This is a genomic window from Synechococcus sp. A15-28, from assembly GCF_014280175.1.
Classification (GTDB): domain Bacteria; phylum Cyanobacteriota; class Cyanobacteriia; order PCC-6307; family Cyanobiaceae; genus Parasynechococcus.
The window spans coordinates 821,760-843,269 of the sequence record NZ_CP047931.1 but is presented as its reverse complement, the minus strand read 5'-3'; the positions used below and the strand labels follow the sequence as shown (position 1 = coordinate 843,269).

The following is a 21,510-nucleotide window of genomic DNA, read 5'->3' as shown; positions in this document are numbered from 1 at the left end:
CAAGTTCATGCTGCCGATCCTCTACAGCTTCCGGCGATGCCCATACGCCATGCGGGCACGTTGGGCCTTGTTGGAAGCAGGGTTATTGGTGCAGTGGCGCGAGATCGAGCTGCGCGCCAAACCCGCCGCCATGGTTGAAGCCTCACCCAAGGGCACGGTGCCGGTGCTGGTGCTCGCCGATGGCACGGTGATCGAGGAAAGCCTCGAGCTGATGCATTGGGCCCTTGCGCAGGCGGACCCCAGGGACTGTCTGGGTGCAGGTGATCCGGATCCCTGGCTGCGGCAGAACGACGATGGGTTCAAACATCACCTCGATCGCTTCAAGTACAGCGACCGCTATCCAGGGGCGGATCCATCCGTCCACCAGCGGGAGGGGCTGTCAATCCTCAGGGGTTGGAGTGCGCGCATCCGTGAAACCGGCTGGCTGACCGGTGAGCGGATGGGGTTGGCCGACGCAGCCCTGTGGCCCTTCGTGCGCCAGTGGCGCATCGCAGATCCCCAGGGATTCGATGCTGACCCTGAGCTGGAGCCATTGCGTGGCTGGCTGAATCACTTCCTGGAAGCTCCTGGGTTCGAGCGACTGATGCAGCGCGCCGATCCCTGGGATTCCGGCGGCCTGCAGCCCCTGTTCCCCGCCGATGCCATCGCTGTTCCAACGGATCAACCCCTCTTCCATCTGGCCCTCGCTTCGGATTGGCATCAGGCCCAGAACCAAGGGGAGTACCGGGTCTCCACCAGGGCGCTGATGCTCGAACAGGTGGGCTTCATTCACTGTTCCTGGCGTGAACAGGTGGAGCCGACCTACGACCGCTTCTATGCCGATGCCGGCGATGTGCTGTTGCTGGAGATCGATCCGGCCCTGGTGAATGCCCCCCTACGGGCCGACGCCATACCCTCCGGTGAACTCTTTCCGCATCTGTACGGCCCCATACCACTCAAGGCCGTGCGGAAGGTGAGCCAACGATGAGCCCTGCACCATCGCCATCCCTGCTCGAGCAGCTGGAAGTGCAGGCCCGCGCGCGGGGATGGCTGCTGCGGCTGCAGGTGGGGCGCCCGTTGGGGCTCTGGAGCCTGCGGCTGGTGGTGGCCTGCCCGGGGCCGACGGGCACAGCGCAACTGCTGGGTGAGATGAAAGGTTGGGCCTATGGCGCCAGCCGTGGCCTGCAACTGGACACCATGCGCGTGGTTCCCCAAGCCTCTGCTGGCGTGGGTGATCTGGTCTGGGCCGCGACCATGGCCTGGGCCCTGGAGGCCACCCCCTGCCGCAGAGCCTGGCTGCTGGCGATCCGCGATGACGATCGTCAGCACCGCCGGCTGGTGCGGTACTTCCGCCAGCGCGGGTTTCAGCAGGAGCGGGATGTGGCAGCCGCCCTTTGGGATCTGCCGTTGCGGATGGTGTGGGGGGGCGCCGGTGCGCTGATGAGCGGTTCGGTGGAGCAGGTGCTGGAGCGCAGCCTGCGGGGCTGGTATCAATCGGCAGCGTGATAGCTGCTGCGCACCAGCGGGCCACTGCGCACCTGGGCAAAACCGAGCTCATGGGCCACGGCCCCAAGTTCGTCAAACTCCTGCGGCGTCCAGTAGCGGTCCACGGGAATGTGCGCCAAGGACGGACGCAGGTACTGACCCAGGGTGAGGCGCTGACAATCCACAGCCCTTAGGTCCCGCATCGCGGCGATCACCTCATCACGGCTCTCACCCAGCCCCAGCATCAGCCCTGATTTGGTGGGAATGTGAGGTGCTAGCTCCCGGGAGGCCGCCAACAGCCCCAGGGAACGCTCATAGGTGGCACCACGCCGAACCTCGCCCTGCAGGCGTTGGACCGTTTCCAGGTTGTGGTTGAAACAAACCGGTTCCGCCGCCAGCACCGTGGCTAACCGCTCTCGTTGCGCCGCCATGGCCTGATTGCGATCGGGGACCCCACCCCAGAAATCCGGCGTCAGCACCTCGATGGCAATCAAAGGATTGCGGGCGCGGATCGCCGCCATCGTTGTGGTGAACAAGGTGGCACCGTGATCGGCCAGGTCATCGCGGGCAACGGCCGTCAGCACCACGTATCTCAGCTGCATCGCCTCCACCGCATCAGCCACCCGCTGCGCCTCGGCAGGGTCAACAGCCATCGGCGCCTGGCCTTTCTCCACCTGGCAGAAGGCACAGCTGCGGGTACAGATCGAACCACCCAACAGGAATGTGGCCGTCCCGGCGGCATAACACTCACCGCGATTGGGGCAGCGCCCTTCCTCGCAGATGGTGTGCAGGCGGTTCTGCTTGACCAATCCCTGCACCCGTTCCAGAGCCGATGCATCTCCGATCGGTCGCCGCAGCCATTCCGGCAGTCGCTCCGTCGGGGCCATGCTGCTGTATTTGCTCATTCCACGTCCTCTTCCCCCCGATTCTGGCGGGAGGACTGTCAGCGGGGGGTGCCGGCAACCAGGGAGGGTGCACCCTCCCGAAGCGATGTCACCGGCAAGGAAATCATCACGGAACCCTGACGCGGTCGCCTGGAACACCCCACTTTCTTCAGAAAGTTGTGTGCGTTGCAACAGTGAATTCAGTCCACCGGCCGACGACCTTCCAGGGCCCGGCTGAGGGTGACCTCATCGGCGTACTCCAACTCACTGCCCATCGGTAGGCCGTAGGCGATGCGGCTGACGGAACAGAACGGTTTGAGCAAGCGCGCCAGATAGATGCTGGTGGTGTCCCCCTCCACGCTGGGGGTCAACGCCAGGATCACCTCTGTGATCTCCTCGCGATTGATCCTCGCCACCAGTGGGGTCACGTTGAGCAACTCCGGGCCGACGCCATCCATTGGCGAGATCAGGCCACCCAGCACGTGATAGCGGCCTTGAAATTCACGGGTGCGCTCCAGGGCCAGCAGGTCGCGGGAATCGGCCACCACACAGATCAGGCCGTTGCGGCGCTCCGTGTTGCGGCAGATCTCGCATTCCGGATCGGCGGAGAGATGAAAGCAGGTCTGACACTGCCCCACCTGGGTGCGGGCCGCCAGCAGGGCATCGGCGAACTGGCGGATCTGCTCTTCTGGTTGGTTGAGCAGGTGCAGGGCGAGACGCTGGGCCGTGCGGGGGCCGATGCCGGGCAGACGCTCGAACTGATCGATCAGCCGGGCCAACGGTCTGGTAAAGCCGCTCAGAGGTCTGCCGCCGATGGATCGGACTCTAGGCAGAATGAACCGATCTGCTCCGGCTCTGATGCAGCTGCTCCGCCCCCTCTCCCGCCTCCTGCTGTGCAGCGTGCTGATGCTTGTGCTGGGGGCCTGCGCCGCAGGGCCGACCGCTGGGCTGCAGTCGTATCAGAGCCCTGATGGACGCTTTGCCTTCCTCTATCCCACCGGTTGGACCCAGGTGCAGGTGAGCAATGGCCCCCGGGTGGTGTTCCACGACCTGATCCACAGCGACGAAACCGTCAGCCTGATGATCAACAAGGTGGACGAAAGCAACGAACTCAGCGAACTGGGCAGCGCTGTCGCCGTTGGAGAGCGACTGCGCCGTGAAGTGATCGCCACCGCCGGCAGCGGCCGCACCGCCGAACTTGTTGAAGCGCAGGAGCGCGAGGTGAATGGCCACACCTTCTACGACCTGGAGTACGCCGTGCACCTGGAGGACCGCGACCGCCACGAACTGGCGACCGTGGTGGTGGACCGTGGCCGCCTCTACACCCTGGCCACCAGCGTCAACGAAGACCGCTGGGACAAGGTGGATGAGCTCTGCGGGCGCGTGGTGCACTCGCTGAATCTGCTGATCTGATCAATTCGGCCATTCGGTTTCGAGATAACTGATCCCACCAGAACTGAACGGCACCGCTTTCAATCGCTTTGTGTCGAGGTCGGTGCTGATCACCCCTGCAGCCAGGCCCGCCATCTGAATGGGGTTGAGGTCGGTCTTCACCTGGCTGCGCACGACCCCAAGCAACACCGGCAGTTTCAACAGATTCTGTGGCTGCCTCAGGCGATTCACCAAACCTTTCAGAGCCATTTGCTGCCGTTCCAGACGGCCGAAATCTCCGCGTCCGTCGTTACGCCAACGCAGAAATCCTTCCAAGGCCTTGCCGCTTAAAACCTGACGCCCAGGCTGCAGATCAATCACCAGATCCTGGGTTCGATCCACGTAATAAAGGCGTTTGGGCACATCCACTTCGATGCCGCCCACCAGATTGGCCAGTAAGGGCAGGGTCTGAAGCGACACCACAACGTGATGCCGCACCGGCCGATTCATCAGCCGCGTCAACTCCCGCTCCACGGCTTCAGGACCACCGCGCCTCAGCAATCCATTGATCTTCATCGCCCCGAAGCCATCTGGGTTGATGTAGCTATCCCGTGGGATCTGCGTGATGCGCGTGCTTCCGGGCTGCACCCTCAGCGTGAAGATCGTGTCGGTGTTGCTGCCCCCAGCGTCCTGACCCAGCACCACCACCTCGCCAATCCCAAGCCCCCACCAACCGGCCAGGGGATGGCGCCGGGCCAACGGCACCGAGATCACCAATCCAGCCGCCAGCCCCAACCCGCACACCTGCCACAGCGGGCGTTGTCTCAAATTGGTGAGAAGCGAGACCATGACGTCACGATAATCGGCCCTTGAGGTTGCCTTAACGTCAGACCAACGGGTCGCTGATCACCATCGACGCGCAGGGCAGCTGACTGATCAGCTTGCTGGTGCGATCACTGCCGGGTATCGGCAGGCCCGCCACGCGACGCCGTTGGGTGCGCAGGATCACCAGATCGTGATCGCGGCTGAGGCGATGGATGGAGCCATCGATGCCGGGTCCCCGCACGATCACGATGTGGAACCGATCCGCGGAGATCCCGGCCGGCCGCCAGCGGATCAGCTGCTCCTCCATCCACTGCCGATCCGATCCGCTGAAGCGGGGATCGTGCACATGCAGCAGTGTGATCCGGGTGCGTTGTTCCGCCGGGGCACTGTTGATCACCCGCAGCGCCAGTTCCACCTGTTCACGGGCACTGGCGGAGAGATCCTTGATCGGCACCAGGATCCGGTTCATCGCCGCCTCGGGCGTAAGGCCAAGATTCACCACCACCACAGGGCAATGGGCCGTCCGGCAGACGCCGTCCACGATGTCGCCCATCAACCAGGCCCGCAGCTGGTCCTGGCGGCCGGCACCGATCAGGAGCAGATCCGCTGCCTGCTCCAGCGCTGTTCGGCTCATTCCACCGGCCACGTCCTCATCCAGGCGCAACAGGGTGCGGGTGGGCACCTGCAGGTCGGCTCCGATCGACTCGGCCGTCCTGAGCCGGGAGCGCGCCGCCGCCACCGCACGGTTCAGACCACCGCGCACCTCCTCCAGGCTTGGGTTCACCATCGCCAGGGGAAGCAACAAACCATCGCCACCGGCAGAACCGCGCAGCAACCGCGAAGCCATGTTGATCAACCCCCTTTCGTTGCTGGGGTTGGCCACCGGCACCACGATCCGCAGGGGTCGCTGCACCACCTCGCTGACCCCCTCCAGGGGTGAGACCTCCTCCCCGAAGCTGGCGGGGAGCGTGCCCTGCCGCGTCTCGTTCAGACGGGTGACGGAACGCTCCGTCAGGATCGGACCCAGGGTGGCCGTCACCACCATCACCGCCAGCACAGCGTTGAGCACCGTCTGGTTGAGCAGCCCCGCCTGGAAGCCGATGAAGGCGGTGGCCAGAGTTGCCGCCACCTTGGGCATGGTCAACGACCACATCATCAGAATCTGCGGGCGGCGGTAGCCGAACAGCGCACCACTGATCCACGACGCCAGACCTTTGCCGCCAATGGCCCCCACCAGCATCAGACCGGTGAACTGGAAATTGCTGAGGCTGGCCCCAAGGCTGCCCACATCGAGAAGCAGGCCCAGATCGATGAAGAAGATCGGGATGAACAGCACACCACCAACAAAGATCACCTGCTCCTTCACCCGCCCCTCCGGCAGCACCGAATTCACCGCCAGGCCGGCCAGAAAGGCACCGACGATTTTTTCCACTCCAGCCAGCTCGGCCCCCAGGGACGCCAGAAACAGCGCCACCAGCACCGCCAGCACCATGCGGTTTTCGTCATTGATGCCCCGCAGCACCAGTCGACGCCCCAACCAGCGGATGCCAGCCACCACCAGCACGGCGAACAGGCCAATCCGCAACAACAGCAGGCCCATGCCCACCCCGCTGAGGTCCCCCTGTCCGAGGCCCAGGCCCACCGCCAGCAGCAGCAGCGCCACGATGTCGGTGAAGATTGTGCTGCCGACGCTGACCACCACCGACTCATCCTTCTGGGCGCCGTAACTGCGCACGATCGGATAGCCCAGCGGTGTGTGGGTGGCCATCAGGGCCCCCAACAGCAGACATGACACCGAGGCGAACCCAGCCAGCAATCCGATGCTGACGCCGGTGCCCACACCGATCAGCAGGATCAGCAGGCCGTAGATGAAGGAGCGACGTTTGACCCGGTTGAACTCCTCCAGATCGATTTCCAACCCCATGGTGAACAGCAGGTACACCGCCCCCAGATCGGAGAGCAGCCGCACGGTTTCACTGCCGCTGTCCACCCAGTTGAGGGCGTGCGGTCCCACGACAACGCCGGCAACCAGCAGCCCCACCAGATCAGGCAAGCCGACCCGGCGGATGAGAGGAGGCACTGCCGCACTGATCGCCACCAGCAGCGAAAACACGCCGAGGGGGTGATGCATCACCTGGCCGATGGAGGCCTGCATGGCCATGACAGTCGGGCCGATTGGCGACCCCGGCATGGTAAGACCACGCGCTCCCTTCAACGGCTGCTTCAGGAAGCGATAAGCCGTTCGCCGGCCTGCACCCGCCAGAGATTGGCGTAGACACCACCCTGGGCCAGCAGGTCGTCGTGGCGTCCCTGTTCCACGATCCGGCCCTGCTCCATCACCACGATCCGATCGGCGTGGCGCACCGTGCTCAACCGATGGGCGATCACCGCGGTGGTACGATTACGGGTGATCTGCTCAAGGGAGCGCTGAATCGCCGCTTCGGTGTCGTTGTCAACGGCGGCCGTTGCCTCATCCAGCACCAGCACCGGCGCGTCCTTGAGAATGGCTCGAGCCAGTGCAATGCGCTGACGCTGCCCTCCAGAGAGCCGTTGGCCGCGCTCGCCGACCAGGGTGTCGTAGCGATCCGGCAGAGCCTCGATGAAACCTGCGGCCTCCGCCAGACGGGCGGCCTGTTCGATGGCCGCTGGACTGGGATCAGCAACCCCGTAGGCGATGTTCTCAGCCACCGTGCCGTGAAACAGGTAGACGTCCTGGCTGACGAGGGCAATGGCACCGCGGAGATCCTGAAGCTGGAGCTGTTCGATCGGACGGCCATCCAGCAGGATCCGCCCCCCCTGGCGCTCATAGAGACGCAGCAGCAGTTTCACCACCGTGCTCTTGCCGGAGCCGGTGGATCCAACGATCCCGACCGTTGCACCCGACGGCACCGTCAGATCAAACCCCTGCAGCAGTGCCGCTCGACCGGGGTAAGCAAAATCCACCTGCTCAAAGCGAATCTCCCCTCGCACCAGCCGTCGGTCCATCGCGGACGGGCCGCTGCGAATGGTGATCGGAGTATCGATCAGATCCAACACCCGCTGGGTGGAGGCCATGGATCGTTGGTACTCATCCAGCGTGCGGCCGAGGGCCGTCAGCGGCCACAACAGACGCTGGGTGATGAACACCAGAACGCTGTAGGTACCGACAGCCAACTGTCCGCTCAAAGCCTGGAAGCCCCCCACCAGCAGGATGGCCACGAAGGCAAAGAGGATGGCGAAGCGGATCAAGGGAATGAAGGCCGCCGACAGGCGGATCGCCCGGCCGTTGCTCTCCAGATAGGCGAGGCTTTCCGCCTCAAGCCGTTGCAGCTCCAACGGTTCAGCCGTGAAGCTCTTGATCGTGAGCATGCCGCCGAGGTTGTTGGCCAGACGGGAGGCAAGATCACCGGCGCGAGCTCGCACCTCGCGGTAACGCGGGGCCAGTTGGCGCTGAAACCGCAACGACCCCAGCAGGATGACGGGGATCGGTAGATAAGCGAACAGGGCCACCTCAGGAGCCACCACCGCCATGCCGATGCCCACGATCAGCACTGTGGTGATCAGTTGAAGGATCTGGTTGGCCCCGCGGTCGAGAAACCGTTCCAGTTGGTTGATGTCATCGTTCAGCACCGCCATGAGGCGACCGCTGCTGTCCTGCTCGAAGAATGCCAGCTCCAGCTGTTGGAGGTGGTCGTAGGCCTCAAGCCGCAGACGATGCTGCGTGGTCTGGGCCAGATTGCGCCACAGAACGTCGTAGAGATATTCGAACAACGACTCCGCCGCCCAGATCACAAAGGTGAGCAGGGCCAGGACCCACAACTGCTGGGAGACACTCTGGATGCCGGATTCAGCCAGCAGGGACTGCTGACCGCGCACCACCACATCGACGGCCAAGCCGATCAAGGCCGGGGGAGCCAGGTCAAAGAGCTTGTTGAGCAACGAACAGATCACCGCCGTGATCACCAGGCGCCGTTGGGGCGCCAGATGTCGCAGCAGCCGCACCAGGGGCAGGGGAGTCCTGCCAATCGTTCGATCGTTCACACCCTTAGGGACATTGCGTTGAACCTGAAGGGGACTCCCCTCGGAACCGCTCAACCGCGATAACCGCCGCCACCGCCACCGCGAGGTCCACCGGAACGCTCACGCGGCGTGGCTTTGCTGACGCGGATCATGCGACCCATCCACTCAACCTCCTGGAGATCGTCGATGGCTTTCTGCTCATCCTCGTCGTTCACCATCTCGACAAACGCGAAGCCGCGCTTGCGTCCGGTCTCTCGATCCAGGGGCAGGCTGCAGTTCTTGACTTCGCCGTATTCACTGAAGAGATCGAACAGATGCTCCTGCTCCGCCTGGAACGAGAGATTGCCGATGTAGATGGTCATGGAGCGTGGAACCGTTGGATGTGCCCGAGTGCATGAACCGGTCCCGAAGCTCGGAGAAAGCCGGAGGTCAAGCCTGAACGTGATGACGTTACAGGGGAGTCGCACGAAACAACACAAGAAGCGGAAGGAAACCGAAAGAGTTCACGGCAAACCGCACGGTCAGCCCATTGTCATGAGATCACAACAAAAGGAGCAGCATGAATGGACTGCATCTGCGAGCACTGCAATGGACGGATGACGGTGAGCTCTCCGCAAGCGATCGCTGCGCTCTGCTGAACACTCTGATGGCCAGCAGCCTTCCGGAGATTCAACTGGAGCTCATCGCTCTGATGGAGCAGACCCCAATGGATCTGGAGATGCTGACGCCCGATGTGAGCGTCTACTGATCAGGAATCGACAGGGAAGCGCTGGGCTGCCTCCGTCTTGCAGGTTTCGCGGGCCTCGTTCAGGCCCTCACCCTTGGACACCTGGTCCAGAAAACAGTCACAGGTGAACGTGCCCATTCCTTCAGGTGCCGCCAGGCCGGCATTGGCCATGGCTGCCTCAAAGGCAGCCATGCAGAAACGGCGGATCGTGTTGGACTCCTCGTCCGCCGATGCCGGGGCAGACGCGAAGGAGACCAGCAGGGCAAGGGCAATGCCAGCGATCACGATGCCTGAGTGATCTGCAGCTCTCGGTTCATCACCCGAAGCCGTCGCAGGCTGTTGAAGACATCGTCCGGCATGCCTTTGGGCAGATCCACAAGGCTGTGGTTGTCAAAGATCTGAATCCGACCAATCGCCCGGCCCTGCAGACCGGTTTCACCGGCGATGGCGCCCACGAGATTGCCCGGCTTGACACGATCACGGTGGCCGACCTCGACGCGGTACCGCTGCATGTTCTCCTCCGAAGCACGGGCAGGACGATCGGAGCGACGCTCCCGGCGATCGCCCCGCTCACGGTCGCGGCGCTGGTGGTTCTGAATCCAGTCGTCGTCGCCCTGCTGTCGCAGCAGAGGCTCCGGACCGATGGCCATGCTCAGGGCGGCGTAGGCCAGTTGATCGGGGCTGAGCTCCAGTTCCGTCCCGATGCGTTGCAGCAGCTCCTTCAGCAACGCCCCCTCCTCTGCATTGGGGCGCTCTTTGTGGGCAGCTTCGCTGAGGCGCTTGTGCAGTCGATCGAGTCGACCCTGATTGATCGCCGTGTTGCCAGGGACCTCCATCGGCTCGATCGGCTGACCGGTGGCCCGCTCGAGGTTGTTGATGAAGCGTCGCTCCCGCGGCGTCACAAACAACACCGCCTCACCCGTACGGCCGGCCCGGCCGGTGCGGCCGATGCGATGGACGTAGGCCTCACTGTCGAAGGGCATGTCGTAGTTGATCACCAATCCGATGCGATCCACATCCAGGCCACGGGCCGCCACATCGGTGGCCACAAGGATGTCAACGGATCCGCTGCGCAAGCGTTCCACCGTGCGCTCCCGCTGGTTCTGCGGCACATCCCCGTTGAGCACGGCCACCTGGTGCCCGCCGGCCTCAAGCGTCTCCGCCACGGTGAGCGTGATCGCCTTGGTGCGGGCAAAAATGATGACCCCTTCACCACCGCAGGCATCAAGCACCCGCTGGAGAGCCTCCAGCTTGTGGGGCATCGGCACGGTGATCGAACGCTGACGAATCCGTTTGCCTTCCTGATCCTTGGTGCGGATCGTGATTTCGGCGGGGTCCTTCAGGTAGCGCTTCGACAACCGACGGATCTCCGGCGGCATGGTCGCGGAGAACAGCACCACTTGCCGTTCCTGCGGCAGCTGTTCAAGGATCCATTCGACGTCGTCGATGAAGCCCATGCGCAGCATTTCATCGGCCTCGTCGAGCACCAGGCTGCGCAGGCCGGAGGTGTCCAGGGTTCCCTGCCGCATGTGATCCATGACCCGGCCGGGTGTTCCCACCACAACATCCACGCCACGACGCAGGGCATTGATCTGAGAGCGGAAGTCGGTGCCGCCATAAACCGCAAGCACCTTCAGATGGGGGTGCCCAGCCGAATAGGCCTTGAATGAATCGGCCACCTGCATCGCCAACTCTCGGGTGGGGGCCAGGACGAGTGCCTGCGGTGTCTTCTGGCCACTGGCGAGCCGTTCGAGCAATGGGAGGGCGAAGGCGGCTGTTTTTCCGGTACCGGTCTGGGCCTGACCCACAAGGTCACGGCCCAGCATCAATTCGGGGAAGGCCGCTTTCTGAATCGGTGAAGGCTCGCTGTATCCCTTATCCGCCAGGGTCTTCAGCAACGCCTCACTGAAGCCGAATCCATCAAATCCAGATTCCGGCTTGTTGCTGTCGATCGTGGTGGTGAACACCTCTGCGGACGCCTGCTCTGGGAGTGTCGATGCGGACAGATCGACGGTGCACGGGGTCTCCCCGAGCTGCTGTTCATTCATGGTGGTAGGCCCTGGCCTGATTGATCTCTGAAATCAGGCTCACAACCTCCCGGCGATCAGAAAATCGCACTCTGGTTGTGTTGCCTACGCTTCAAAGGTTGATCATCAAGTTATCACCCTGCCGTAATCATCCTGGAGTCGTTCGATGTCGTCCTCACGCAGATCATCGCCGTGCTGGACCTCAAGGATGACCAGGTCGGATGTTGTGCTTCGGGCGCGATGCACAACGCCGCAGGGAATGGAAAGCATCAGACCCGCCTTCGCCTCGACCCAGCGCTCACCAGTCAGCACGGCGCCATCTCCAGCCACCACCGTCCAGCTCTCACTGCGGTGGCCATGGCGCTGAAGGGACAGCTGCTGACCGCGGCGAATCTGCAGGCGTTTCACCTTGTAGCCAGGAGCGCTCAGCAGGTCCTCGTACCAGCCCCAGGGCCGCTCCACCCGCATCAGCTCTGAAGCGCTGTGATCAGTTCCAGGCTGCCACGCGCCCGCGTGATTGCTGTGTAGAGGAGACGACTGTCGTAGGCGACATGGTCTTGCTGCAGCTGCGGCCAGAGCACGGTGACCCGCTCGGCCTCACTTCCCTGGGCCCGATGAATGGTGAGGGCCAGTGCAGGCTCCAGCAACGTCAGCCGGGCTGGATGCAACCGACGGACCCGGGCCTGTCCATCCGCTGTCATCACACGGAACAAAACACGGCTCTGATCCCCAGAGCCCAGCTTGACGCCGAGATCGCCATTGGCGAGCCCCAGCTCCGGCTGGTTACCACCGCAGATCACCGGCACCCCCTCGGGCCAGCGCAACGGATCCTTCCACCCACCCGCGCCCAACAGGGCTCGATGCACGTCCTCGAGGCTCCACGGTCCGCGACGGCGGGGGCAAAGCAGCAGATCTCTCTCCAGTTCCAGGAGCAACGGTGTTGCTGCATCGTTCAGCTCAGACTCAGGACGCTGCAACAACCCACGGGCCAGGTTGGAAAGGCGCAGATGCCGCTCGGACCAGCCATCTTTCACCGATGCCGGCAGCCGACGAAGGCTGGCCCTCTGGTGCTGAACGTTGGCCGTTGCCGGCAGCTGCTCCAGATCACGCCTGAACGCCTCCATTCCCTCCTGCCGCAGGGTCGTCGCCAACGCCGCCATCGCCCCGCGATTGCGATAGGTCTGCACCAACTCAACCGCAGCCGGTCCGAGGCGTTCGCGCACATCAGAGTCTTGGAGACGTTCCCAGACAGCACCACTTCCGACCGGAGGCAATTGCGCCGGATCGCCGACCAAAAGCAATCGGCATGGATCCGGTAACGCCTCAAGCAAGGCGCTCATCAGCCCCAGATCCACCATCGACATCTCATCAACCACCAGCAGATCCAGCTCCAGTGGTTGCTGACGATGGCGACGGAAGCCATCACCGGTCGCCTCCAGCCAGCGATGCAATGTGAAACAGGGCAGTTCCCTCCATCGGGGGCACACCGCATCCCCCAAGCGCCGCGCTGCCTTGCCTGTGGGTGCCGCCAGCCCGATCCGCAAGCTGGGATGGCGCTGCGTTGCCCGCCGCAGCAGCTCCACCACGGTGCTGGTCTTGCCTGTACCGGGGCCTCCACTGAGCAGCACGACGGCGGCCTCATCCATGGCCAGCACTGCAGCCTGCTGCTCGGGATTGAGCGTGCTCGGGGGCTCAGCGGCCTCCAGCGGGGCAGCCAAGGACGGCGGCTGTCGCTCCAGCACCTCCTCCACCACACGATCCATGGCTTCCAGCCAGCGACGCCAACCGATCCGCTCACCCCGCTGGAGCAACGGAGAATCACCTCCGTCCAGCCAGCCGCTGGCTTGAACCACGGCAGCCCGGTCCGGTGTCAGCGGCAGGTCCAGCTCGCCGCGCTCCAGGGCCTCCACGAGGGCCTGGCTGAGCTGGGCCAGCTCGGCACCTTCTGACGCCGGTGGCCAGCGGCGCAGCAGGGCGGCGTGCACCGCTGCGGCAAAGGCTGGGGACCAACTGCTGCTCATGCCGCCCCCTGCTGCAACATCCGATCCAGGGCCAGAACCCGTTGCAAGGGAGCCGGTTCCACGATGCGACCAGGGCGATCACCCTCAGGGGCCTGTCCCGGCATGCCCCGAAGGAAGACATAGACGTATCCACCGAGATGACGCTCAGGCTCGTATCCGGGTAGGCGCCATTGCAGATGCCGGTGCAGAGCCACCAGGTACAGATGGGCCTGCAGCGGGTAGTGGTGGTGACGCATCTGCTCCTCCATCGCCAACTGGTTGTAGTGGCGTGGGCCGCAACAGCTGGGGCCGCCCGACTCACCGCGCTCACCGATCCAGTTGCTCTTCCAGTCCGCCACCCACCAGCGGGCCTGCTGGGGGTCGGCCGCATCACTGAACACCAGGTCAATCGATCCGGTCAGAAAACCGCGGCAGTTCACCTGGAGGCCACTGAGCTGTTCGATGTAGTCACCGCCAAAGCGAGCCTGCGGATCCAAACGGAACGCCTCCACAAGGTCATCCGTGCAGGCATGACGCACCGGCAGGTCGAAGCTGAGCTCATGCAGGCGCCGATCCGGCGTCAAGGCGTTGAGGGGGAGGGCCGCTAAAGGCCCTCCCAACGGTGTTTCCAGCACCTGCTGCAGCCCCTGCTCCACCACCTCGCACCAGTCCAGGGGAAGTCCTGAGCGCTGCAGTTCCTGCTCGATCAAAGGCCCCCAATCGGCGGAACGCTGAAAGGGAAGTTGTTCGAGCATGCGGTGCAGGCAATCCCCGGCCGCCGCACCGCGGGGGAAGTCTGCCAATGGCCCCTGGTCCGGCCACTCCTCACTGCCGGCGGCGGTGGCCTCCTCGGCCTCTGGATCCTGGTCACGGCCCTGCTCCAACACCGCTTCCGCGGCCGGAGCAGCGATCCAGGCTGAGTAACTGGAACGCCCCCAGCTGCGATCGATCCGCTGCGGCGTGGCCCCAATCGCCAACGTCTGTTCAGGCTGGGGCGGTCGCCAACGCTGCTGGCCGGTCTCCTGCTGCAGCGACCGCTGGCTGAGGGGCAGATCCCGCAGCGTTTCCGCATCAGCCTCAAACAGCCAGTGCTGCAGCACCGACTGCTGCGGCACGCAGGGGGCCCAGAGCAGCAGCAGCTGCGAACGTGCACGGGTGACGGCGACATAGGCCAGACGCTCGGCCTCCGCCACCTGTTCAGCATGGCTGCGCTGCCAGAGCATCCAGCCGAGATCCCAGTCGCGATTCAAGGCAATCCGCCAACCTCCCGCCGCACCATCCCGCCACAGGGGGCCGGTGACGTAGCGCGCCTCCTTGGCTCCAGCCCAGATGTATGGGCAGATCACCACTGGAAATTCCAGACCCTTGCTGCGATGAACCGTCACCACCGCCACGGCGCTCTCCGACAGATCGCTGTGGGGTTCGCGGGCCGCTGGCAGGGGGCTGGGGGGATGCAGCCTTTGCCGCCGCAGCCACAGGGCAGCAGCGGCCAGATCCAGCCCCAGGCGGTGCATCTCCTCCTGCACCAGCCGGGCGGCCTGCTGCAGATCCCCCAGCATCCGGCCCTGTTCGGACAGGCCGGCCGTGCGTTCCGCGTCCAACAGCCCGGACAGGCAACCCAGCAGCCCCAGCCTCGGCAGCTGATCCGCCGCCTGGCGCAGGCGCTGGGCCAGGGCGTCGAGCTGCGGATCCTGGGCCTCACAACGGAGTCGATCGGCCGACCAGCCCACCAGGGGGGAGGCGGCCAATAACCGCAGGCGGCGATCATCCGCTGGCGCCGCCAGAGCATCCAGCAAGCGCTGCAGCACCAGCGCAGCGTCGCTGTCCAGCACATCCCCCTGCGCCACCAGCCGTGTGGGTACCCCCCGTTCCGCCAGGGCCCGCCGCAGATCGGCGGCCTGGTCATGCCGGCTCACCAGAATGCAGAGCTGGTCTGGGCTCAAGGCCGGTTGCTCCATCAGCAGTTGCATCACCACTTCGGCAACTGCTGGCGGTACCGCCGCCTCGATGGCGGTCTTTCCGGTTGGAAGCTCCTGCTCGAACTGCAGCAGCTGCAGGGGCTGCTGCCCGTCGGGGAGGACCGCCCCTGGCCGTGCCGTGCGGGCCTGAACCGCCGGAACCTCCAACCCCGACTCCGGCAGGCCTGGAGCCATCAGGGCATTCAGCCCCGCCATCAGCGGTGGCGTGGTGCGGTAGTTGTCCTCCAGCGTGTCGATCCGGCTCACCAACCCACGGGCCCGTCGATAGGTGTCCAGGTCGCCACCTCGGAAGCGATAGATCGCCTGCTTGGGATCACCCACCAGCAACAGCAGGTGCGACCCACCCCCGAAACTTCGCTGCAGCAGCCTCCACTGCACCGGATCGGTGTCCTGAAATTCATCCACCATCACGGCGCGGTAACGCTGCTGTAACGGCTCCAACCACGAGGCCTCAGCGTCACCCGGATCCATCGCCGTCAGCAGACCAGCGAAGCTGACGGTGCCGCTGCGCTGCCGCCGCCGCTGGAGCTGTTGCAATCCCCGTTGCAGGGCGTAGCGCCAGACCCGTTCGATCGGGCCATCCCAGAGGTCCGCGATGGCCCGTTGCAACTCAGGCGCCGCCAGGGATGGCTCGTCCTCACCGCATTTGCGGGCCGTCCTGCACCAGACGCCGGGATGGAAGTAGTCGTGCAGCAGTTTCTGTTGCGCCCGGATCGAGCAGAGATCCGGGGTGGAGCCCTGGGCTGCGATCCAGCGATCCACCTGAGCGCAGCGATCAGTGGTTGGTTTAGGGCTGTAAGGCGACGGTTTGCACCCCATCGCCTTCCACTGAAGCGCCGTCGATCGGAAGCATTGCTCCAGTTCCACGCCATCGCGTGTCCAACAGCTCACGAAACGCCTCCAGCTGGCCTGAAGCGAAACCTCCAGCTGCGCACCCAAAGGCTGGTTGGGATCGAAGTCATCCCCATCCGTCTGCAACCGAGCCTGGGGATCTCCATCGAGACGCTCCAGCGCAGCCGACAGACCGTCGGAGCTCAGTCCCGCCAGCATCAATCCCTGCAACTGCGGCAGGGGGAGGGTCAACACGTGCTGTTGCCAAAGGTCCTGAACCACCTCCTGCACGAGAGCCGTCGCGTCGGTCTCCAGCTGCTGCTGCATCGCCGCACCGCTGCTGATCGCCAGCCTGCGCAGGCTGCGACTGCAGAAGCCATGGATGGTGGTGATCTCAGCGGCATCGAGTTGTTCCATGGCCATCAGCACACGGCTGATCCAGTCGCGGCGGGACTGGCCCTGGGGTGCTCGCTGCCACCACTGCTGCAGCACCGGATCAGCCTCCGGCAAGGCAACACCGCGTTCGAGAGCCTCAAGCCCCGTCAGCGCAACCTGCAGACGCTGACCGATGCGGGAGCGCAACTCCGACGCGGCCGCGTCGGTGAAGGTCACCACCAGCAGACTGGACAGGGGGATAGCGCCCTCGCTGATCAGTCGCAGAGCGAGATGCGCCAGAGCAAAGGTCTTGCCGGTGCCGGCGCTCGCCTCCAACAGCCGCAGACCAGAGTCGAGGGGGTAGCGATTGGGGTCAAAGCGCATCGCGCAGCCCTCCGGCCATGGTCATTGACGAGCGATCCAACACCGACCCGGCGACGCATTTGACACTGTTTTTGAGCTGGGTCACAACAAGGGTGCCGAACCACATCGTCATGGCACGCCAGCTCACGTCCGTCGGATTGTTGGGAGCCGCAATCGTCGCGTTGTATGGCTTTGCTCTGATCAACAGTTTTAGGGGCTGACCCTCGGTGCGCGTCCTGTTTCTCTGCACCGGCAACTACTTCCGCAGTCGTTTCTCGCAAGCGCTGTTCCAGCAGCTGATCGAGATCAACCAGGCGACGGGGGCTCTGCAGGTTGACTCTGCTGGGCTGAAGGTAGATCCCAGCAGTGGCAACATCGGTCCGATGGCGCCTGAGGCGATCAGCGCCCTGCAGGACCGTGGTGTAACCGTCGATCCAGCCAGCCTCGCCGCACCAAAACAGGTCACGGAAGCTGAGCTGGAGGCTGCGGATGTCTTGGTGGCCGTTGATGAGGCGGCCCATCGACCGATGGTGCAGCAGCAGTTCCCCGCCTGGGAGGACAGGATCCGCTTTTGGACGGTCAAAGACCTCGATGAGGAGGACGGCGTCGATCCGATCGCTCAGCTTGAGTACCGGGTGCAGCAGCTGTTCGATGAACTGAACCCCGGGTAAACAAATCTGTGCAGAGTTCCTGACCCGGTCAGGGAACCCGGTCCCCACGGCTGCGCAGTTGGCATCACCTCCATAGGGTCTGCTTGAAGGGCAGGTCGCTGGCTCGTCGTAGCAGCGAACCTGTCTTGTCTTCAGCGCACCAAGGCCTGCAGCATCGGCGCATAGAGCAACGCGCAAGCCTGCTCGAACCCCTGGCTCTTTAACAGCAGATCCGCCTCAATATCTGCCCCGAAGCACAGCCGTTGCTGGGGGTCCTGCCGCTCCCGGATCCAGCTGTCCCGAAAAGCAGCCCCACCGCTGCCGGCCTTGCTGTGGTCTCTGCTCATCAACAGCCAACCGCTCTTCGGCGGAACCGGCCAGCACTGATGCTGCCCTTGCTGAGCCAAGCGCTGCAGCGACTGCAACTGCGCTTCGGCATCAGATGGCTCGAGGCGAATCCAACGCACATGGGTCTTGGCCTCGTCACCTCTGTCCGCTCGGGCGATCACGGCGCTGCCGCCGAAGTCGGCAGCATCAGCACAGAGCTGGAGATGCTGGAGCCAACCCCGCATCAGTCCGCGCGGTGAAAAGCGACCGGGCTGAACCACCACCTGAATGTCGCCGGCGAACAGCAGGGGGCCCTCACGTCTGCAGCCTCCGAGCCCATTCAGCTGCTGCTGCAACGCCTGGAGCCGATGGTTGAGGACTCCCTGCTCCAGCTCTGCCCCTGCGCCCGGAGGAAGCACCCCCTGACCGGCCAACATGTCGCGCCACGCAGGGGTCTCAGCCGCCAGCAGGTGGCCCTCCAGATCCTGATTCAACAGCTGGGCCTGCAGCAGGCTGGTGAGCGCCAGGGCCTCGAGATCCTCCACCGGATCCACCCGCTCGCCTGGATGGAGGCCCAACTGCCGCAGCCAGGCGGATTGCGGGTCCACCAGCCACTGCAACAGCTCCTCATAACTGAGAGGGTAAACTGTGTCGTCCGGTTCCAGCGGGCTCCACGACAGAGGCAGGGCCAGACCGCCGAGGGCGCCATCGCTTTGATGTCGATCGAGCCAGCGTCGCGCCTCCAGTTGACGTCGATCACAGCTGAGGGGCTGGCCATGCACAGCGACGTGAAAGTTGCTGCGATCAAGCGGATTGGGATCCGGCTCGATGCACAGCCCCGCGCTGGCCTCTGTCCCCAGCTGCCGGCTCAGGTCCTGCAGCCACTGTTCCACCGGCGCCGCGGCCGGCCGGGGCTCACCGGTGTGTTCATTGCGGCCGCACCAACTGATCAGCAGATGACGCCGTGCCGACATCAGCGCCTCCAGAAGCACATAACGGTCCTGATCACCGCCGCAGGGATCGCCAAGCCAGCGGCGCTGCTCCAGCAGATGAAAGCCAGGCCGTTGGTCGATGCGAGGAAACACCCCGTCGTCGAGGCCCATCAGCACGATCACCTTGTGGGGAATCGCCCGCATCGGTTCCAGAGCACTCACCGTGAGCGCACCACTGCGATGCCCGAAGCGGCCACTGTCCACCGACAGAGCCTCCGCCAGCACTTCAGCAGCCACCGCCACCTCAAGCTCCAGCGGACAGGCAGCTGCGCGCTGCTGCCAATCCGCCAAAGCCGCCGACCAGCTCTGACGCTCCCAGCTCCAATCACCTCCATCAGCGAAGAGGTCCTCCAGCAAGGCCTGCAGCAACTCCACCCAGGCCGATGAAGCCCGTGGTCGTCGCAGCTGCTGCAACCAGCGCACCAGACGATCCAGAACGGTCCACCAGCGCACCAACCGCTGCGGATCGAGATCCTGATGAAACGGCGCCGTCCCTCCGGGCGCCAGTCCATCCCGTTGCGGCAGCGCCAGACCCAGCAACCAACGATCCAGAGACCAGATGAGGCTGTGGGTCTCATCACCGCCCCGCTCCAGGGCATCCAACCCCCAGCGGAAGCCCGTGCGCTGCAGGATGCGGGTGAGGGCTGCGGCATCCTCGCCACTGAACCCCTGCTGAGCCTGCAAGGCGGGATTGGCCAACAACCGTTCCAGTCCTGTGGCGGTCAGACGTCCTGCCGCCAGGTCCAGCAACTCCAGCATCGCCATCGTCAGGCCAGGAGTGCTCTGCTGGCTGCGATCGGTCAGACGCCAGGGCAGATCCACCCCAATCGCATCACGGTCGTTGAACACCGAGCTCAGCAGCGGGGCATAACGGTCGATCTGGGGGGTCATCACCAGGACGTCCCGAGGCTCGAGTTCTGGATCCGCAGCCAGCCACTGCAACACCTGATCCCGCACCAACTGCACCTCCCGCAAAGGACCGGGGGCGGCCTGGAACAGCAGAGAGCGGTCATCGTGCTCTCGTTCAAGGGATTCACAGCAACCTGGTTCCACCTGCTGTTGCTGCAACCGTTCCAGCAGCGTGGCGGGACGACCTTCCCCTTCAGCAATCCGCACGGGATCGGCAAACAGATCCCCTTCACGCCGCTCCCCCAGCTGGCTGTCGCCACTGCCCTCCAGCAGCTGCTGAAACTCAGCCCCCATCCGTCCAAGGGTGGCTTCCAGCCGCGGCGCCTGCTGCAACCAACCGCCATCGGGAGGGTCGATCCAGGTCTCACCCAGCTGCTCACGGCGGCTGCCACAGCGCTGCCAGAGATCACGGCAGGGCGTGAGCAGGTACACCTGAACCTCAGTGGTGCCCGAGAGGGCCTGGATCAGGTCCACCTGAACCGGGGCCAGAGCACTGATGCCGAACAGACGGATCACCTTCGGCAGCACGTCTGGATCCACGGCTCCGGAGCACAACCGTTCCACCGCTGTCTGCACCTGCAGTCCGAAGGGTTGACGATGCAGGGAAGCGTCCAGTTGCCGGGCCAGCCACGGTTGCCAGTCCGTTTCGGTGGATGCACGGCTGCCCCGCATCCAGCTGTGCAGGGTGGCTGGCCGATAAAGGGCGTAGTCGTCGAAGGCGTCGGCGATCGCTCGAGCCAGCTGCCAACGATCCCGACTGAGCCCCGAAGCCTCCCCATCACGCTGTTTCAGCCAGGCCCGCAGAGGCTGCGCGACAGGCTGCTCCAACAGAGCCGGCATCAGCTCCAGGACCGTCCAGACCAGGGAGGTGGCCCGCCAGGGATCCTCCTCATGATCGGGGAGGTCGAGGACCCGTCGCACAAGCTGGCGCAGGCGACTGCCGGGAAAGGGAAAGCGCACCAGCGAACTGATGCCGTTGGCTGTGGCGAGCTGCTCGCCGAGCCAGCGGCTGGTGGGCCAGGTGTTCACCAACACCTCCACCGTTTCGAAGGGATCCGGTCGCTCCTCCAGCAACTGACGGGCCAGCAAGGTGGCCAGGAATTCCGCCCGGTTGCTGCGGTAGAGCGTCAGCAACGGGTCCAGTCTCCTCGCAACAGGGCTGACACCCGCTCCCCCTCGGCAGCCGCTGGACGTGGATCCTGGCTGCGCTGACCCCGCACCTGCACCACCGCATCGGTTTCCGGGCAGTAGGCCGAGAGCAGCCCGCCGTACACCGCTCCCGTGTCGATCAGGACAATTCGCTGATGACGCTCCACCGCAGGCCGCGGTGTGTGACCGATCACCACGCGGCCATAGCGACCGTCGTAGGTCTCCCAGAACGGCTCACGAATCGACAGATCCGGCTCACCGTCGCTGTTGAAGCCGGCATGGGTCGCACACCAGCCGTCTGCGCGATAGAGCAGCGGCAACTGATTGAGGCGATGCAGCCACTGATGGGTCGAAGCTGTTTGCGAACCTTCGCCAACGTCTTGTAAGGAATGGATCAACGCCTGTTCGTGATTGCCCCGTAACCACGTGGCCCGTCCGCAACAAACCAGATCCCAGATCAGATGCATGCAGGCATCGATGCCGCCACGACGGCAGATCACGTCGCCACAGAAAATCAGGTGGTCCTGGACTGGCAGCACCGCCAAAAGGTCCAGAAGAGAGGTGTGGCATCCGTGGACATCACCGATCACCCAGTGGCGTAGGGGTGTCTCTTTCACAAGACAAGATTGAGCCCTGGA

19 protein-coding genes are annotated in these 21,510 nt (G+C 64.4%); 6 read left to right on the top strand and 13 right to left on the bottom strand.

The genetic code is table 11. The annotated features are described in order from the left end of the window. Nucleotides 1–7: 7 nt before the first annotated feature. Together SynA1528_RS04520 and SynA1528_RS04515 are read left to right on the top strand one after the other, a co-directional pair. Nucleotides 8–967: a DUF952 domain-containing protein gene (locus SynA1528_RS04520; protein WP_186587891.1), complete on the top strand. Its 960-nt coding sequence runs from the start codon at nt 8–10 to the stop codon at nt 965–967. Next, nucleotides 964–1,485: a hypothetical protein gene (locus SynA1528_RS04515; protein WP_186587890.1), complete on the top strand. Its 522-nt coding sequence runs from the start codon at nt 964–966 to the stop codon at nt 1,483–1,485. Before SynA1528_RS04520 ends, SynA1528_RS04515 begins: the two co-directional genes overlap by 4 nt. Here the strand turns inward: SynA1528_RS04515 and lipA are convergent. Both lipA and recR read right to left on the bottom strand, forming a co-directional pair. Beyond that, nucleotides 1,470–2,369 (bottom strand): lipoyl synthase, encoded by a 900-nt coding sequence (gene lipA, locus SynA1528_RS04510; protein ID WP_186587889.1) that lies wholly within the window; start codon nt 2,367–2,369, stop codon nt 1,470–1,472. The two genes, SynA1528_RS04515 and lipA, sit on opposite strands and share 16 nt — an antisense overlap. Nucleotides 2,370–2,548: 179 nt before the next feature. Continuing rightward, entirely contained in the window at nt 2,549–3,127 is a 579-nt protein-coding gene (gene recR, locus SynA1528_RS04505; protein ID WP_186587888.1) for a recombination mediator RecR, read from the bottom strand. A gap of 79 nt (nt 3,128–3,206) precedes the next feature. Here recR and psbP point away from each other — a divergent pair, with 79 nt between their 5' ends. After that, the gene (gene psbP / locus SynA1528_RS04500; protein ID WP_286187903.1) at nt 3,207–3,761 is read left to right on the top strand and encodes a photosystem II reaction center PsbP; all 555 of its coding nucleotides are present in this window, start codon (nt 3,207–3,209) and stop codon (nt 3,759–3,761) included. On the opposite strand, the gene SynA1528_RS04495 is transcribed toward psbP, so the two are convergent. From SynA1528_RS04495 to rbp, 4 genes are all read right to left on the bottom strand, one after another. Next, nucleotides 3,762–4,568 (bottom strand): LCP family protein, encoded by an 807-nt coding sequence (locus SynA1528_RS04495; protein WP_186587886.1) that lies wholly within the window; start codon nt 4,566–4,568, stop codon nt 3,762–3,764. It abuts the gene before it with no gap. A 37-nt stretch (nt 4,569–4,605) separates the two neighbouring features. Continuing rightward, the gene (locus SynA1528_RS04490) at nt 4,606–6,705 is read right to left on the bottom strand and encodes a cation:proton antiporter domain-containing protein (protein ID WP_186587885.1); all 2,100 of its coding nucleotides are present in this window, start codon (nt 6,703–6,705) and stop codon (nt 4,606–4,608) included. Nucleotides 6,706–6,767: 62 nt separating this feature from the next. Continuing rightward, nucleotides 6,768–8,564, bottom strand: coding sequence for an ABC transporter ATP-binding protein (locus SynA1528_RS04485; RefSeq protein ID WP_186587884.1), 1,797 nt, complete (start codon nt 8,562–8,564; stop codon nt 6,768–6,770). A gap of 50 nt (nt 8,565–8,614) precedes the next feature. After that, nucleotides 8,615–8,905, bottom strand: a complete 291-nt coding sequence (gene rbp, locus SynA1528_RS04480; protein WP_011127788.1) for an RNA-binding regulator — start codon at nt 8,903–8,905, stop codon at nt 8,615–8,617. 197 nt (nt 8,906–9,102) lie between these two features. Between rbp and SynA1528_RS04475 the strand changes: the two genes are divergently transcribed. Beyond that, nucleotides 9,103–9,291 carry a DUF8633 family putative protein gene (locus tag SynA1528_RS04475; protein WP_186587883.1) on the top strand — a complete coding sequence of 63 codons (189 nt, stop codon included), beginning with the start codon at nt 9,103–9,105 and terminating at the stop codon, nt 9,289–9,291. Here SynA1528_RS04475 and SynA1528_RS04470 read toward each other — a convergent pair whose 3' ends face one another. The 5 genes from SynA1528_RS04470 to SynA1528_RS04450 form a co-directional block, all read right to left on the bottom strand. Continuing rightward, nucleotides 9,292–9,555 (bottom strand): hypothetical protein, encoded by a 264-nt coding sequence (locus SynA1528_RS04470; protein WP_186587882.1) that lies wholly within the window; start codon nt 9,553–9,555, stop codon nt 9,292–9,294. Next, entirely contained in the window at nt 9,552–11,318 is a 1,767-nt protein-coding gene (locus SynA1528_RS04465) for a DEAD/DEAH box helicase (RefSeq protein WP_186587881.1), read from the bottom strand. The genes SynA1528_RS04470 and SynA1528_RS04465 overlap by 4 nt, the downstream gene beginning before the upstream one ends. Nucleotides 11,319–11,423: 105 nt before the next feature. After that, nucleotides 11,424–11,765 carry a phosphomannose isomerase type II C-terminal cupin domain gene (locus tag SynA1528_RS04460; RefSeq protein WP_186587880.1) on the bottom strand — a complete coding sequence of 114 codons (342 nt, stop codon included), beginning with the start codon at nt 11,763–11,765 and terminating at the stop codon, nt 11,424–11,426. Beyond that, complete coding sequence (locus SynA1528_RS04455; RefSeq protein ID WP_186587879.1) at nt 11,765–13,318, bottom strand: ATP-dependent DNA helicase; 1,554 nt, start codon at nt 13,316–13,318, stop codon at nt 11,765–11,767. The genes SynA1528_RS04460 and SynA1528_RS04455 overlap by 1 nt, the downstream gene beginning before the upstream one ends. Continuing rightward, nucleotides 13,315–16,866 carry a UvrD-helicase domain-containing protein gene (locus SynA1528_RS04450; protein WP_186587878.1) on the bottom strand — a complete coding sequence of 1,184 codons (3,552 nt, stop codon included), beginning with the start codon at nt 16,864–16,866 and terminating at the stop codon, nt 13,315–13,317. The genes SynA1528_RS04455 and SynA1528_RS04450 overlap by 4 nt, the downstream gene beginning before the upstream one ends. A 17-nt stretch (nt 16,867–16,883) precedes the next feature. Here SynA1528_RS04450 and SynA1528_RS13150 point away from each other — a divergent pair, with 17 nt between their 5' ends. Beyond that, a complete protein-coding gene (locus SynA1528_RS13150) occupies nt 16,884–17,066 on the top strand; it encodes a hypothetical protein (RefSeq protein ID WP_222930194.1) in 183 nt (60 codons plus the stop codon). A gap of 6 nt (nt 17,067–17,072) precedes the next feature. Continuing rightward, on the top strand, nt 17,073–17,516 hold the full coding sequence (locus tag SynA1528_RS04445; protein WP_186587877.1) for an arsenate-mycothiol transferase ArsC: 444 nt from the start codon (nt 17,073–17,075) through the stop codon (nt 17,514–17,516). Between the two features lie 131 nt (nt 17,517–17,647). On the opposite strand, the gene SynA1528_RS04440 is transcribed toward SynA1528_RS04445, so the two are convergent. Both SynA1528_RS04440 and SynA1528_RS04435 read right to left on the bottom strand, forming a co-directional pair. After that, nucleotides 17,648–20,857, bottom strand: a complete 3,210-nt coding sequence (locus SynA1528_RS04440) for an exodeoxyribonuclease V subunit gamma (RefSeq protein ID WP_186587876.1) — start codon at nt 20,855–20,857, stop codon at nt 17,648–17,650. Continuing rightward, nucleotides 20,851–21,489, bottom strand: coding sequence for a metallophosphoesterase (locus SynA1528_RS04435; protein ID WP_286187902.1), 639 nt, complete (start codon nt 21,487–21,489; stop codon nt 20,851–20,853). The genes SynA1528_RS04440 and SynA1528_RS04435 overlap by 7 nt, the downstream gene beginning before the upstream one ends. Nucleotides 21,490–21,510 lie beyond the last annotated feature (21 nt).